The sequence below is a fragment of the Methylosinus sp. DMC45 genome (genome assembly GCF_056313885.1).
Genome location: NZ_JBQUZK010000053.1, coordinates 75715 through 88180, shown reverse-complemented (window position 1 = coordinate 88180; position 12466 = coordinate 75715). Strand labels below are relative to the sequence as shown.

General features: G+C 66.6%; 15 protein-coding genes. 7 read left to right on the top strand and 8 right to left on the bottom strand.

The features are described from left to right. Nucleotides 1-116: 116 nt before the first annotated feature. The 3 genes from ACT53T_RS18105 to ACT53T_RS18095 all read right to left on the bottom strand — a co-directional run bounded on the left by ACT53T_RS18105 (nucleotide 117) and on the right by ACT53T_RS18095 (nucleotide 1675). Nucleotides 117-551: a hypothetical protein gene (locus ACT53T_RS18105; protein ID WP_476162283.1), complete on the bottom strand. Its 435-nt coding sequence runs from the start codon at nucleotides 549-551 to the stop codon at nucleotides 117-119. A gap of 114 nt (nucleotides 552-665) precedes the next feature. Beyond that, complete coding sequence (locus ACT53T_RS18100) at nucleotides 666-974, bottom strand: DUF167 domain-containing protein (protein ID WP_476162282.1); 309 nt, start codon at nucleotides 972-974, stop codon at nucleotides 666-668. Beyond that, the gene (locus ACT53T_RS18095) at nucleotides 971-1675 is read right to left on the bottom strand and encodes a spermidine synthase (RefSeq protein WP_476162281.1); all 705 of its coding nucleotides are present in this window, start codon (nucleotides 1673-1675) and stop codon (nucleotides 971-973) included. Before ACT53T_RS18095 ends, ACT53T_RS18100 begins: the two co-directional genes overlap by 4 nt. A gap of 292 nt (nucleotides 1676-1967) precedes the next feature. On the opposite strand from ACT53T_RS18095, the gene ACT53T_RS18090 reads away from it, so the two are divergent. After that, a complete protein-coding gene (locus ACT53T_RS18090; protein ID WP_476162280.1) occupies nucleotides 1968-2777 on the top strand; it encodes a sterol desaturase family protein in 810 nt (269 codons plus the stop codon). 29 nt (nucleotides 2778-2806) lie between these two features. Here the strand turns inward: ACT53T_RS18090 and ACT53T_RS18085 are convergent, their stop codons facing one another. From ACT53T_RS18085 to ACT53T_RS18075, 3 genes are read right to left on the bottom strand one after another with little or no spacing between them, the layout of a single operon-like run. Beyond that, a complete protein-coding gene (locus tag ACT53T_RS18085) occupies nucleotides 2807-3814 on the bottom strand; it encodes a pilus assembly protein TadG-related protein (protein ID WP_476162279.1) in 1008 nt (335 codons plus the stop codon). After that, nucleotides 3807-4322 (bottom strand): TadE/TadG family type IV pilus assembly protein, encoded by a 516-nt coding sequence (locus ACT53T_RS18080; protein ID WP_476162278.1) that lies wholly within the window; start codon nucleotides 4320-4322, stop codon nucleotides 3807-3809. Before ACT53T_RS18080 ends, ACT53T_RS18085 begins: the two co-directional genes overlap by 8 nt. Beyond that, complete coding sequence (locus ACT53T_RS18075) at nucleotides 4319-4831, bottom strand: TadE/TadG family type IV pilus assembly protein (protein WP_476162277.1); 513 nt, start codon at nucleotides 4829-4831, stop codon at nucleotides 4319-4321. Before ACT53T_RS18075 ends, ACT53T_RS18080 begins: the two co-directional genes overlap by 4 nt. A 298-nt stretch (nucleotides 4832-5129) precedes the next feature. Between ACT53T_RS18075 and ACT53T_RS18070 the strand changes: the two genes are divergently transcribed. The 3 genes from ACT53T_RS18070 to ACT53T_RS18060 all read left to right on the top strand — a co-directional run bounded on the left by ACT53T_RS18070 (nucleotide 5130) and on the right by ACT53T_RS18060 (nucleotide 8500). After that, complete coding sequence (locus ACT53T_RS18070) at nucleotides 5130-6011, top strand: outer membrane protein assembly factor BamD (protein WP_400768126.1); 882 nt, start codon at nucleotides 5130-5132, stop codon at nucleotides 6009-6011. A 47-nt stretch (nucleotides 6012-6058) separates the two neighbouring features. Further along, nucleotides 6059-7735, top strand: a complete 1677-nt coding sequence (recN, locus tag ACT53T_RS18065; RefSeq protein WP_476162276.1) for a DNA repair protein RecN — start codon at nucleotides 6059-6061, stop codon at nucleotides 7733-7735. Nucleotides 7736-7816: 81 nt separating this feature from the next. After that, nucleotides 7817-8500 carry a transglycosylase SLT domain-containing protein gene (locus tag ACT53T_RS18060; RefSeq protein WP_476162275.1) on the top strand — a complete coding sequence of 228 codons (684 nt, stop codon included), beginning with the start codon at nucleotides 7817-7819 and terminating at the stop codon, nucleotides 8498-8500. A gap of 9 nt (nucleotides 8501-8509) precedes the next feature. On the opposite strand, the gene ACT53T_RS18055 is transcribed toward ACT53T_RS18060, so the two are convergent. Next, nucleotides 8510-8671, bottom strand: coding sequence for a type II toxin-antitoxin system RelE/ParE family toxin (locus ACT53T_RS18055; protein ID WP_018265676.1), 162 nt, complete (start codon nucleotides 8669-8671; stop codon nucleotides 8510-8512). A 177-nt stretch (nucleotides 8672-8848) separates the two neighbouring features. On the opposite strand from ACT53T_RS18055, the gene ACT53T_RS18050 reads away from it, so the two are divergent. From ACT53T_RS18050 to ACT53T_RS18040, 3 genes are read left to right on the top strand one after another with little or no spacing between them, the layout of a single operon-like run. After that, a complete protein-coding gene (locus tag ACT53T_RS18050) occupies nucleotides 8849-9724 on the top strand; it encodes a chorismate mutase (RefSeq protein WP_400768116.1) in 876 nt (291 codons plus the stop codon). Between the two features lie 4 nt (nucleotides 9725-9728). Further along, complete coding sequence (gene hisC, locus ACT53T_RS18045; RefSeq protein WP_476162274.1) at nucleotides 9729-10850, top strand: histidinol-phosphate transaminase; 1122 nt, start codon at nucleotides 9729-9731, stop codon at nucleotides 10848-10850. Further along, nucleotides 10843-11778 carry a prephenate/arogenate dehydrogenase family protein gene (locus tag ACT53T_RS18040; protein WP_476162273.1) on the top strand — a complete coding sequence of 312 codons (936 nt, stop codon included), beginning with the start codon at nucleotides 10843-10845 and terminating at the stop codon, nucleotides 11776-11778. The genes hisC and ACT53T_RS18040 overlap by 8 nt, the downstream gene beginning before the upstream one ends. A 158-nt stretch (nucleotides 11779-11936) precedes the next feature. Here the strand turns inward: ACT53T_RS18040 and ACT53T_RS18035 are convergent, their stop codons facing one another. Continuing rightward, a complete protein-coding gene (locus ACT53T_RS18035; RefSeq protein WP_476162272.1) occupies nucleotides 11937-12359 on the bottom strand; it encodes a VOC family protein in 423 nt (140 codons plus the stop codon). Nucleotides 12360-12466 lie beyond the last annotated feature (107 nt).

The following is a 12466-nucleotide window of genomic DNA, read 5'->3' as shown; positions in this document are numbered from 1 at the left end:
CGCGCCCTCCCTAGAGACGAGATCGAGCGGGGCGGTCGGCCCGGCCCGGCGGTCGGCCGTGTGTTAGACGAGAATCTGCGGAAGGGAAAGGGGCAGGGAGGCCGACTGGCGAAGAGTCAGCGTGGATTGGCCGGCCCGCCCACCTGAATCCGCGCCGTGACGTGCTGAAGGACCGTCCGATTCTCGAGGTGATAGGCGACGTTCAGCACGAAGCTGTCGTAGCCGGTGAAATTATGCTCGGGCGTGTAGGTCACGATCGTCGCATAGCCGGGCTGGCCCTGGCAGTGCCGCACCGGCGCCTGCCCCTCGCCAATGGTCAGCGTCCCATGCTCGGGATGCTGCGGCGACACCACCGTCGCCCGCTGCGCGAGCCGATAATTCGGCACGCCCTGGCAATTCACTCGGAAGGAATGAAAATAAAAGACGGTCGGCGTGTTGGGCTGCGTCAAGCGGGTGAGCAGCGCGTCTCGGGCCGCCGCCGGCGCCGCGGGCAGCGTTGCGGCGGCGAGGAGCGTGAGAGCGACAGCGCGCGCAATGAGCCGACAATTCATGACGTTCTCGGAAATAGACGAAACGAGAAGTCATTATATCGAATTTATGTATTAGTCCAGCTCAGGCCTCGCCGTCGTCGGCCACGGGCTTGTCTGGATTTCCGCGCTTTTCGCTCAGGCTCTGCGGAACGGGCCTGGAAGCTTCTGCGGCGCGGCGATCCGCAATTGCTGGTTGACGTTCATGCGTCCGAACACGACTTCGATCGCCGAGGGAGCGACGCCGAACTCGCCGGCGAGAAAGCGAACCATATGATCGGTCGCCCGGCCTCGCCGCGGCGCCGTGGTCACGCTGACCTCGAGCTGATGGCCTCTGGGCTTGCCGATGGCGTCGCGACTGGCGGCCGGCCGTCCCAATATGTTGACCACCAGCGTCTCGCCGTCCCACCAGAAAAAGCGCTCGTCCTCCGCCGATTTGCGCGTCACCGATCGGCTCCCGGCCGCGGCGGCGAATCGACGCGCGTGGCGAGCCAGATCACATGCCGCGCGCCGCCGCCTCCGCGATGGGCCCGCGCCTTCGCCTCCTCGACGCGAAAGCCGGCCTTGCGCAGACGCGCGGAAAACGCCTGGTCGGGCGCGCAGGACCATACGGCAAGCACGCCGGCCGGACGCAGTGCGGCGCGCGCCGCCCGCAGTCCCTCCTCGCCATAGTGCCCGCCATTGGAATCGCGCGTCAGGCCCTCGGGGCCATTGTCGACGTCGAGGAGAACGGCGTCATAGGCGCCGCGGCCGGAGCGAATCGTCTGGCCGACGTCCTCCACTTCTATGTCGAGACGCGGATCGGCCAGGCTGTCGCCGAAAACCTCGGCCATCGGCCCACGCGCCCAGGCCACGACGGCGGGCACGAGCTCGGCGACGGTGATCCGCGCCTGGGGGCCGAGGGCGCCGAGCGCGGCGCGCAAGGTGAAGCCCATGCCGAGCCCGCCGATGAGCGCGCGCGGCTGCGCCCGGCCGGCGATTTTCGCGCAGGCGAGCGTGGCCAGCGCCTCCTCCGAGCCGCTGAGGCGGCTGTTCATCAGCTCATTATTGCCGAGCATTATGGAGAATTCCGCGCCGCGCCTCTTGAGCCGCAGCTCGCCCGCGCCGCCAGGGACGGGGGCCGTATCGAGCAGGGTCCAGGGGATCACGGGAGGGGCTCGTCCTTCGAGGTTGCGCGGCGTTTCAGCGGCGCGGTGATAGCGCGAGGCGAGATTCGGCGTCCAGCGCGGCGAAGGCGGAATGGCCCACGAAAGTGGGCGCGGCCCGGCTCGACGCGGCGCTGCGCGTCCGAATTCAAAGCATTGGCGCCTCATTGGCGCGTCGTCCCATCGACTAGAAATTCGCCATGAACTCGGCTATAGGACGAAAAAATATCTCTGTTCGCCGCGCGGATTGCGGCCGGCGCGACGAACGGATTTCCCGATCGGAGTCCGCCTATCCATGTCGCTCGAGCCATTCGGATATATTCCTCTCTCCCTTCTCGCCTGGGCTGCGCAGATGGTCGCGTTCCACGGGATCGGCTACGCATTCGAATGGTGCGATTCGACCGGTCGGCTGAAGCGCTTCAAGGTGCGCGAGCTCGATCGCATGAGCTATCGCGAGCTGCTGCCGCGCGTCTTGCTCAACCAGACGACGATTCTTCTGCCCTCCATGCTGGCGGTGGAATATTTCGGCCTCGGCTTCGTCGGCGCGCCGCATCTGACCTGGACCGCGCTCGTCCTGACCATGATCGGCATGCTGATCGGCCATGACATCGTGCAATATGTCGCGCATCGCCATTTGCTGCATCATCCGGCGCTGATGAACCGGCTCGGACATGCGCTGCATCACCAGACCGGCGCCAGCAAGGCGATCAGCGCCTGCTATCAGTCCGGCGCGGATTTCTTCTTCGAGATCGTGCTGCCCTATCTTCTGCCGCTGGTTCTCGTCGGCGGCGGCGGCGCCAGCGTCGCTTTTCATCTGTGGACGACCAGCCTCGGCGCGCTCGGCGGGCTCTATGAGCATTCCGGCTATGATTTCGGCCTCGCCTTCCGCGATCCGGCGGCGACCGGCTGGCGCAAGCGGCTCAACGCCGCGCTGGAACATCTCACCTCCAGCGCGGCGCACGGCTTCCACCATACGCGCGGCAATGTGAGCTTTTCCGACGGCTTCGGCACCCCGGGCATTTGCGACACCCTGTTCAAGACGCGTTGGGATCTCGTGCCGGAGCGCGTGCGCCAGAGAGCGCGCGCGGCGGCGACGTCGGCCTGAGCTCGGCGAGGCGAGAAGCCGGCTCTTCGTCAATTGGTCAGCAGAACGCCGGTGGCCTGCGCGGTCGAATCATTGGCTGCGCATGTCACCGACATGACGGCGTCGTTATAGTCGTAGTCGTCGGTGTTTCCGCCCATGTCGTTCCATGCATAATAGAGCGTCTTGCCTGCCGCCGCCGCACAATTGAGCGCCGCATAGCTCGGCAAAGAGGAGAGGCAGGAGCCGCTGACCAGCGACGACAGGCTGGTGACGACCTGAAGGCTGCAGTTTTTCGTCACGGTCGGATAGGCCGATTTGCTCGGCGGCGACAGATGCGAATAGAAATAATGCGTCGAGCCCTGCGCGCCGCCATAGCCGTTGGACCCGTAGCCGCTGCGTCCGCCGGTGACATTGTAGAGGGCCAGTCCCAATTTCTGGCCGGCGGTGAGCGTCACCTTGATCGTGCCGGAAGTGGAGCCGCCGGTATTGCTGAAAAGCTTGGTGAGATTGGAGGTCGAGGGCGCCGAGCCGTCGCTCGGGACGATGTAATAATAGAGCGTGTTGGCGTCCAAGGCGCTGGAGTTGAACTGCGATAGGGCGATGCTCGCCGTATAGACGAAGTTTTTCGCGGTCGCCGTCACCGATATCGGCGCATTGGCCATGATGGCGCCCAGCATCTGGCTCTTGGCCGTGGCCGAGGCCGTCACCGTGACGATATAGGCGGTGGTCGAACTGCTGGCGCTGGCTGTCGATGTCGTCGCCGAATAGCTGACGGAGGCCGAGGCGCTGGGCAGGAGCGCGACGGCGCCGGCCATATAGGCTTTGGCGGCCGTGACCGCGGCGGCGCTGGTCGAGGAGGAGACATAGGCCGTCGCGCCCGCCAAGGCCGCCTGATCGACGGCGTTCTGCAATCGGGAACGAATCGCGAAGGCGCTCGCCAAATTGACGCCGGCCCCGATCAGCAGAGCGAGCGGCAGCAGCACGGCGGCGAACAGCAGGACGGCCGCGCCGCGGCGATCCGCGCGGAAGCGGGCGAATGTCGATTTTTTTTCAGTCATGGCTCACCTTCGTTCCGTTGCGTGGCTTGGCGACCGCGATCGCCGAGAAAGAGAATGTCGAGGGCAGCACGTAGGAGACGGGGGCCGCATAGGCGTATGTCGCCTGCACCACGATGGCGCTGTCGCCGGAGGTCGGCGTGTAGGTCGTCGCCAGGGTCGGCGCATTGGTCGTCGCGGAGGCGGAGCCGCAGCTCGTGTCTTGCCAGTCTTTCGCCCGGCCGCTGCTCGAATAGACGACGCTCGTCACCGCGGCTTTGAAGCCGGAGCTCTTCAGCGGCGAAAGCGCCATTTGCGCGCCCGAGCAGAGATTGGACATGATCGTCGTGGAGATGCTCGTCTGCTGGGAGACGATATCCGCCAAGGTCTGCGTCGCCAGCCGCACCTTCCAGCTCGCGCGAATGAGCCGCGTCGCCTCGAAGGCGCCGAGAGTGAGCATGAGAGCGACCGGCGCGATCAGCGCGAATTCGACGAGCGCGACGCCGCCGTCGTTTCGAGGCGGGCGGCTCATGAATAGGGCTCGTTCTGGAAGGCGACCGTCGACAGAATCAGCAGATAGCCGTTCTTGCCGAAGAAAGCCGAGAGCCAGGGAGCGAACAGCGTCCGCGTGAAGCCGACCTGCACCAGCACGTCCGATCCCCCCGAGCCGATGGAAAAGCTCGTATTGGTCAGCGCATTGGAGCTGTCGGTCGTGATGGTTGTCGAAAGGGCGGAGAAGCTCGTCCCCGATTGGACCGAATATTTGATCGAGGAGCAGGGGACGACGGCGTAGAGATAGCCGCAGAGCTTCGTCTTGAAGGCGGCCGAAGTCGTCGTCGCGCCGATCTTGACGCTGCGCGCCGCGCGCAAAGTCGCGCTGTCCAGCACGCTCTGCGCGAGCAGGGTCATGCCGAGATCGATCCATACGACCAGGATCAAAACGAAAATCGGCGCGATGAACGCGAATTCGACCGCCGTCGCGCCGCTTCGACTTTCGAAGAAGGCGGCGCGCTTCTCACATGTTCCCAAAGTGGCCATCATGGCGCTCCGCCGGTGCGTGGGAAATATTCCCACATCATGCGCGACGCGCGTTACCTATGGATTAACGCGGATCCGTCTCGCGGAAGCCCCGTTCCCGCGCCGCCCGCCATAATGTCGCCCGAACTCGCCCGTCATCTGGCCGCGGCGACGAAGCTTCCGCGGTCGCCGCGGTCGCCGGCCGCTCTCTTCTCGCGCGCGCGGCCCGCGCGCTTGTTTTCTCGTGGATCTCTCCGGGTGGCGCGCGCCGGCGATTTGGTCTACAGAAAGTTAACCGCCTACGCCCGATGAGGTCGATCACATGCCGATGATTTTCCGCTCGTCCCGTTATCGCGTCGCGGTTCTCGCCTGCGCTCTGCTCGCGGCGGCGCCGGCTCGCGCGGACATTCTGGACAGCATCACGAGCGGCTTCGGTCTCTTCTCGGGCGAGAAATACAAGACCGAGATTCTGCCCGATATTCCGGCCGAGGATATTTATAATCAGGGCCTCGCTCGCATGGACGCCCATGATTACGAGAACGCCGCCAAAAAGTTCGGCGAGCTCGAGAAGCAATATCCATTCTCGCAATGGGCGCGCAAAGGCCTGCTGATGCAGACTTTCGCGCAATATCAGAAGCCCGCCTATGACGACGCGGTCGCCTCGGCGCAGCGCTACATCGGCCTCTATCCGACCTCTCCCGACACGCCCTACATGTATTATCTCGCGGGAATGTCTTATTATAATCAGGTCCCTGCGGTGATGCAGGATCAGGAGAGCGCGGAGAAGGCGCTGGCCATCTTCACCCAGCTCGTCGAGAAATTCCCCAAGTCGGAATATGTGACCGACGTCAAATACAAGATTCAGGTGGCGCGTGATCAGCTCGCCGCCAAGGACATGACGGTCGGCCGCTTCTATCTGACCCGCAAGAATTATGCGGCCGCGATCAATCGCTTCCACGACGTTCTCGCCAAATATCAGACGACCCGCCACGCCGAGGAGGCGCTGTATCGGTTGACGGAAGCCTATTTCGCCATGGGCGTCGTCAATGAGGCGCAGACGGCGGCGGCCATTCTGGGGCATAATTTCCCCGATTCGTCCTGGTACAAGGACGCGCATGCGCTGCTCGCGACGGGCGGCGTCGCGCCCGAGGAACATCAGGGCTCCTGGCTCTCCAAGATCGGCAAGACGCTCGGCGCCAGCTGAGCGTCCGCAGGGGCGAGCCGAGGGGGCCGGAAGAGTAGAGCGCGCGCATGCTCGTCCGTTTGTCTATTCGCGATATCGTCCTCATCGACAGGCTCGATCTCGAGTTCGCGTCCGGCCTGACCACGCTGACCGGCGAGACCGGCGCCGGCAAATCCATCCTTCTCGACGCTTTCCTGCTGGCGCTGGGCGCGCGCGGCGACGCCTCGCTGGTGCGCGCCGGCGAGGAGCAGGGGCAGGTGACGGCGGCCTTCGATCTGCCGCGCGACCATCCGGCGCTCGCCGCGGCGCGCGAGTTCGGCCTCGACGCCGAGGACGAGCTGGTCTTGCGCCGGGTGCAGACCAGCGACGGCCGCACCCGCGCCTTCGTCAACGACCAGCCGGCGAGCGCCCAGGCGCTGCGCGCCATCGGCGCCTCGCTGGTCGAGATCCATTGTCAGCACGATGATCGCGCGCTCGTCGATCCGAGCGCGCATAGGGCGCTCGTCGACGCGCATGGGGCGCTCGGCGACAGAACCGCGCAGCTGCGCGAGCTGCATGGCGCGCTGCAGCGCGCCCGCCGCGAGCTGGCCGAGGAGGAGGCGCGCGTCGCCAAGGCGCGCGCCGAGGCCGATTATCTGCGCCACGCCAATGAGGAGCTGGAGGCGCTGGCGCCGCAGCCCGGCGAGGAGGCGGCGCTCGCCGAGCGGCGTCAGACCATGCAGCGCTCCGAGAAAGTGGCCGGCGATCTGCGCGACGCGCTCGAGGCTTTTTCCGGCGATCATTCGCCCGCCGGCGAGATCGCCTCCGCCGCGCGGCGGCTGGAGCGGCGCGCGACCCAGGCGCCGCAGCTGATCGAGCCGCCGGCCAAGGCGCTCGCCCATGCGCTGGACGCGCTGTCCCTCGCCGAGCAGGCGCTAGAGCAGGCGCTGCGCGACGCCGATTTCGACCCGCGCGAATTGGAGCGTATCGAGGAGCGGCTGTTCGCGCTGCGCGGCGCCGCGCGCAAGCATCAGACCAGCGTCGATGCGCTGCCGGCGCTGGCCGAGCGTTTCGCCGCCGATCTCGCGGCGCTCGACGCCGGCGAGGCGCGCATCGTCGCGCTGAGCGAGGCAGTCGCCAGAGCGCAGGCCGCCTACGCCGAGGCGGCGGAAAGCCTCTCCGCGGCGCGCCGTGCGGCGGCCAAGACGCTCGACGCTCTGGTGGAGGGCGAGCTGAAGCCCTTGAAGCTGGAAGGCGCGCGCTTTCGCACCGAGATCGTCAGCGATCCGGCGACCGCAGGGCCGGACGGCTATGACCGCGTGGAGTTCTGGGTGCAGACCAATCCGGGCTCGCGGCCCGGCCCGCTGGTGAAGGTCGCCTCGGGCGGCGAGCTCGCGCGCTTCATGCTGGCGCTGAAAGTCGTGCTCGCCGATCGCGGCTCGGCGCCGACGCTCGTCTTCGACGAGATCGACACCGGCGTCGGCGGCGCGGTGGCGGACGCCATAGGACAACGCCTAGCGCGGCTCGCGAAACGTGCGCAAGTGCTCACCGTCACCCATGCGCCGCAAGTGGCGGCGCGCGCCAGCCGGCATTTGCGCATCGCCAAAGGCGCCGTGAAAGGCAAGGCGAAAGACCGTGTGGCGACGCGCGTCGCCGAGCTGGGGGAGGCGGAGCGGCGCGAGGAGATCGCCCGCATGCTCTCGGGCGCCGCCATCACCGACGAGGCCCGCGCGGCGGCCCGCCGGCTGCTGGAAGGGGCAGGCTGAAATCCGTACGGATTCGGGCCGATTTGGCGAAAGCTCGATCTTCAGTTAAGAAGCGCTAACCAAATCGGCTCGGGAGGACGAATGAGACTGGCGATTTGCGCGGCGGCCGCCGCCATGGGCTTTGCGCTCGCGGGCTGCAATTCCTCTTCTCCCGAACGTCAATTCGTCGCCAAGGCGGTCGAAGAGCCGCCGCCGCCGAAGGCGAAGCTCTCGCAGCGCGAGAAGCTGGAGGAGAGCATCTCCCGTTGCGCGCGCACCTATGACATTCCCGCATCGCTGATCCATACCGCCGTCCGCCGCGAGAGCAATTACAATCCCGCCGCCAAGAACGGGCCCTATTGGGGCTTGATGCAGATCCGCTACGACACGGCGCGCAGCGTCGGCTACAATGGCCCGGCCAAGGGCCTGCTGGATGCGGAAACCAATCTCGCCTACGCCGGCGCCTATCTCGCCAACGCCTTCCGCGTCGCCGGCGGCGATGCGCAAAGGGCCATTCAGCTCTACGCCAAGGGCTTTTATTACGAGGCCAAGCGCAAGGGCCTGCTCGGCCAAATGGCCAGCGGGCGCTCCTCCGCCGACGAGAAGAACGAGCCGACGACGACCGTGGCCGAGGCGGAGCCGCCGGTCACTGTGCTGGCCGCGATCGATATTCCGGCGGGCAAGCATGTCAGGCCGGCCGAGCCGCAAGCGCAGCCGGAGCCGGTCATGATGTATACCGAAGCGCAGGCCCCGGTCGCGCTGGAGGAGCAGCCGGCGCAGCAATAGGGCCGAGCGTCAAAAAGCGTCCGGCCAGCGGCGCGCTCCGTGATAGACGCGCAATATGTGAATGGCCTCGTTCTGCACGCGATAAGGAACGAGGTAGGGCGTTCCTGCGACGACAAATTCCCGTGTGCCGAAAATGCGGAAACGGCGTTGTTCCGCTCGTGGTTCCGACATTCCAGAACGTCGCGGCGTGGATGACCGCGACAAGCGCGGTCATGACGCTGGAAACATCTGCTCCTCGCCCTGGTTCGGAGCCTTCGAGCCCGCATGGAGCCCGCGCCCTCGCATTGCCTCCGGCGCCGCGCTGGCCTAAGACAGCCCTCCGCCCTTTTTGAAGCCAGCCCGCGCCGGATGCGAGACGAATCTTTGCCCAAGATCGAGACCGAAACGCTCGCGGATCTGCGCGACGAGATCGACCGCATCGATCGCGAGATGCATGGCCTGCTGATGCAGCGCGGCGAGATCATCGATCGCCTGATCGCGGTGAAGGGCCAGAACGGCGCCTCCGCCTTTCGCCCGGACCGCGAGGCGAAGATGATGCGCGCGCTGGTCTCGCGTCACACAGGCCTGCTGCCGGTGGACACGGTCGAAGGCATTTGGCGCATCATCGTCTCCACCTTCACCTATATGCAGGCGGAATATTCGCTCCACGCCGATGATTCCGGCGGCGACGCCGCCATGCGCGACAGCGCGCGCTTTCACTTCGGCTTCACCGTGCCTTATGTCACCCATCATGGCGCCGGCGCCGTTGTCGCGGCGGTGGCGGGCTCCAAGGGCGATCTCGGCATGCTGCGCTCCGCCGGCGCGCAGGAGGAGGGCGCCTGGTGGACGCGCCTCATCGGCGAGAACGCGCCAAAAATTATCGCGCGCCTGCCTTTCGTCGAGCGGCCCAATCATCCGGCCGGCCTGCCGGTGCTGATCGTCGCCAAGCCGCTGGCCGAGGCCGCCTCGCAGGATATCGCCCTCTATGCGCTCACGTTGCCGAAATGGCATGCGGCCGCGCCGGCGGCGATCGACGCGCTGGCCGGCGAGATTCTCGCCACCGCGCCGCAGGGCGGCGAGCTGTCGCTGCTCGTCGCCGCGCCCGGCCATGTGAAAGCCGCGCAATTTGTGGAAGAGCTGGCGCGCGCCGGCGTCGGCCGGGCCAGCGCGGAGCCGGTCGGCAGCCATGCGGCGCGTTTTGAATTGGACACGGCCCGCAGCGGCGTTTTTGCTCCGAGGAGTTGACGAGATGACCAAACCTGTCGTGCGGCGAAGCGTGCTGGCGATCGACGCTTATGTGCCCGGCAAGAGCGCCGCCCCGGGCGCCGCGCGCGTCTTCAAGCTCTCGGCCAATGAGACGCCGCTCGGGCCGTCTCCCAAAGCCGTGGAGGCGCTGCGCGCGCTGGCCCCGAAGATCGCCGCCTATCCCGACGGCTCGGCGACGCGGCTGCGGCAGGCGATCGGCGCCGCCCATGGGCTCGATCCCGATCGCATCGTCTGCGGCGCCGGCTCCGACGATATTCTCGCTCTGCTCGCGCACGCCTTCATCGAGCCGGGCGACGAGGGGATCTACACGCAGTATGGATTCCTGGAGTATCGCATCGTCATTCTGGCGGCGGGCGGCGTTCCCGTCATCGCGCCGGAGACCGATTACAGAGCGAGCGTCGACGCGATTTTGGAGAGGGTGACGGAGCGCACGAAAATCGTCTTCGTCGCCAATCCCAATAATCCGACCGGGACCTATCTGCCGAAATCCGAGATTCTGCGCCTCGCCGATGCGCTGCCGCCGTATGTCGTGCTCGTCATCGACGCGGCCTATGCGGAATATGTGCGCGCGGAAGATTATTCGGCGGCGCTCGAGCTCGCCTCGACGCGCGACAATGTGGTGACGACGCGCACTTTCTCGAAAATCTACGGTCTCGCGGGGCTGCGTCTCGGCTGGGGCTATGGCTCGGCGCATATAATGGATGCGCTGAACCGGCTGCGCGGCCCGTTCAATGTCAGCGCCGCGGCGATCGAGGCGGGCATAGAGGCCGTGCAGGACAAGGCGCATGTCGAGGCGGCGATCGCGCATAATGCGCGCTGGCTGCCGTTTCTGACGCAGGAGATCGAGGCGCTGGGGCTCGAGGTTCTGCCGAGCGTCGCCAATTTCATCGCCATTCGCTTTCCGGGCGAGGCCGGTCGCACGGCGGCCGACGCCGATCGCTTCCTCACGTCGCGCGGGCTCGTGCTGCGCGCGATCGGCGCTTATGGAATGCCGCAATTTCTGCGGCTGACCATCGGCTCGGAGGAGGCCAATCGCCTCGTCGTCGCGGCGCTCGGCGAATTCACCGCCTCATGGCGCGCGGCGCCGCGGGCTGCGCATGGCTGACCCGCGCGCGCCGATCTTCGAGAAGGTCGCGCTGATCGGCCTCGGCCTCATCGGCTCGTCGATCGCGCGCGGCGCGCGCGCCTATGGCGCCGCGACGCGGATCGTCGCGAGCGACGCCTCGGAAGATGTGCGCGCGCGCGTGCGCGAGCTCGGCATCGCCGATGAAACGACGGCCGATCTCGCTGAAGCCGTGACCGGCGCCGATCTCGTCATTCTCTGCGTGCCGGTCGGCGCTTGCGGCGAGGTTGCGCGTGTTATCGCGGCGCATCTTGCGCCGGGCGCCGTTCTCTCCGACGTCGGCTCGGTGAAGGGCGCCATTGTCGCGCAGGTCGCGCCGCATGTGCCGGCCAGCGCCCATTTCATTCCCGCGCATCCGATCGCCGGCACGGAATATTCCGGGCCCGACGCCGGCTTTGCGACGCTGTTTCAGAATCGCTGGTGCATTCTCACGCCGCAGGACGGTTTCGACGGCGAGGCGGTGGGGAAGCTCTCGGCTTTTTGGACGCGGCTCGGCGCCAATGTCGAGACGATGAGCGCGACGCATCATGATCTCGTGCTGGCGGTGACGAGCCATCTGCCGCACCTCATCGCGTACAATATCGTCGGCACGGCCGCCGATCTCGAGGAGGTCACGCAGTCGGAGGTGATCAAATTCTCGGCGAGCGGCTTTCGCGATTTCACCCGCATCGCCGCTTCCGATCCGACCATGTGGCGCGATATTTTCTTGAACAACAAGGACGCCGTGCTGGAGATGCTCGGCCGTTTCGACGAGGATTTGACGGCGCTGCGCCGCATGATCCGCACCGGCGACGGCGACGGGCTGTTCGCGCTGTTCACGCGCACGCGCGCCATCCGCCGTAGCATCATAGCGCAGGGCCAGGACACGGCGGCGCCGGACTTCGGACGCGCGGCCCCGCGCGAGGAGTGATGCGGAGCGCCCCTCCCTGGAGCGCCCCCTCCCTCACCCTCCCCCGCCGACGCGGGAGAGGGGGCGGCCGGCGCCACGCGAAATCTCGATGAAGCGCGGAGTCTGCTCCCTCTCCCGCATAGCGGGGGAGGGCCGGGGAGGGGGCGCACGCCGCAGTGTCACATCGCAAACGTCACATGGCCGTGCTCGTCGATCGGCCACGACGGATTCCAGGCGATTTCCCATGCATGGTCGTCGGGATCGGCGATATAGCCGCGGAAACCGCCATGCGGCGGCGCGTCGGCCGCTCGCAACAGCGCGCCGCCGGCCTCTAAGAGCCGCTTCATGACCGGCTCGACATCCTCTTTGCTCGGGACATTATGCGCGAGCGAGAAAGCGCCCGGCGCGCGGAGCGCGGAGCGATTCATATCGGCCTCGAGCGCGTCTTTCAGGAATGCGCCGAGAACAAAGCCGTTCATCTGGTAGAAGATGATTTGCGGGCTCTCGAAGACCGGCTTCCAGCCGAAGCCCTCGACATAGAAACGACGCGAGCGCTCCAGATCGGAGACGCCGAGCGTGATGACGGATATTTGCTGTTGCATGCCACGACCTCATTGCGCGCCGGAGCGTGATTGCGCAGGCGTTAAAGGCCATGGGACACATCGCGGCGCGCGAAGGTCAGGACCCGCTGGCGCGGGGATCGGGCCAA

What these genes read in the sequence shown, in the direction of transcription:
- ACT53T_RS18055 (WP_018265676.1), bottom strand. Translation starts at nt 8,671, where the DNA reads ATGTCGGAACCACGAGCGGAACAACGCCGTTTCCGCATTTTCGGCACA.
- ACT53T_RS18060 (WP_476162275.1), top strand. Translation starts at nt 7,817, where the DNA reads ATGAGACTGGCGATTTGCGCGGCGGCCGCCGCCATGGGCTTTGCGCTC.
- ACT53T_RS18085 (WP_476162279.1), bottom strand. Translation starts at nt 3,814, where the DNA reads ATGACTGAAAAAAAATCGACATTCGCCCGCTTCCGCGCGGATCGCCGC.
- hisC (WP_476162274.1), top strand. Translation starts at nt 9,729, where the DNA reads ATGACCAAACCTGTCGTGCGGCGAAGCGTGCTGGCGATCGACGCTTAT.
- ACT53T_RS18035 (WP_476162272.1), bottom strand. Translation starts at nt 12,359, where the DNA reads ATGCAACAGCAAATATCCGTCATCACGCTCGGCGTCTCCGATCTGGAG.
- ACT53T_RS18075 (WP_476162277.1), bottom strand. Translation starts at nt 4,831, where the DNA reads ATGATGGCCACTTTGGGAACATGTGAGAAGCGCGCCGCCTTCTTCGAA.
- ACT53T_RS18070 (WP_400768126.1), top strand. Translation starts at nt 5,130, where the DNA reads ATGCCGATGATTTTCCGCTCGTCCCGTTATCGCGTCGCGGTTCTCGCC.
- ACT53T_RS18040 (WP_476162273.1), top strand. Translation starts at nt 10,843, where the DNA reads ATGGCTGACCCGCGCGCGCCGATCTTCGAGAAGGTCGCGCTGATCGGC.
- ACT53T_RS18080 (WP_476162278.1), bottom strand. Translation starts at nt 4,322, where the DNA reads ATGAGCCGCCCGCCTCGAAACGACGGCGGCGTCGCGCTCGTCGAATTC.
- recN (WP_476162276.1), top strand. Translation starts at nt 6,059, where the DNA reads ATGCTCGTCCGTTTGTCTATTCGCGATATCGTCCTCATCGACAGGCTC.
- ACT53T_RS18050 (WP_400768116.1), top strand. Translation starts at nt 8,849, where the DNA reads ATGCGAGACGAATCTTTGCCCAAGATCGAGACCGAAACGCTCGCGGAT.
- ACT53T_RS18105 (WP_476162283.1), bottom strand. Translation starts at nt 551, where the DNA reads ATGAATTGTCGGCTCATTGCGCGCGCTGTCGCTCTCACGCTCCTCGCC.
- ACT53T_RS18090 (WP_476162280.1), top strand. Translation starts at nt 1,968, where the DNA reads ATGTCGCTCGAGCCATTCGGATATATTCCTCTCTCCCTTCTCGCCTGG.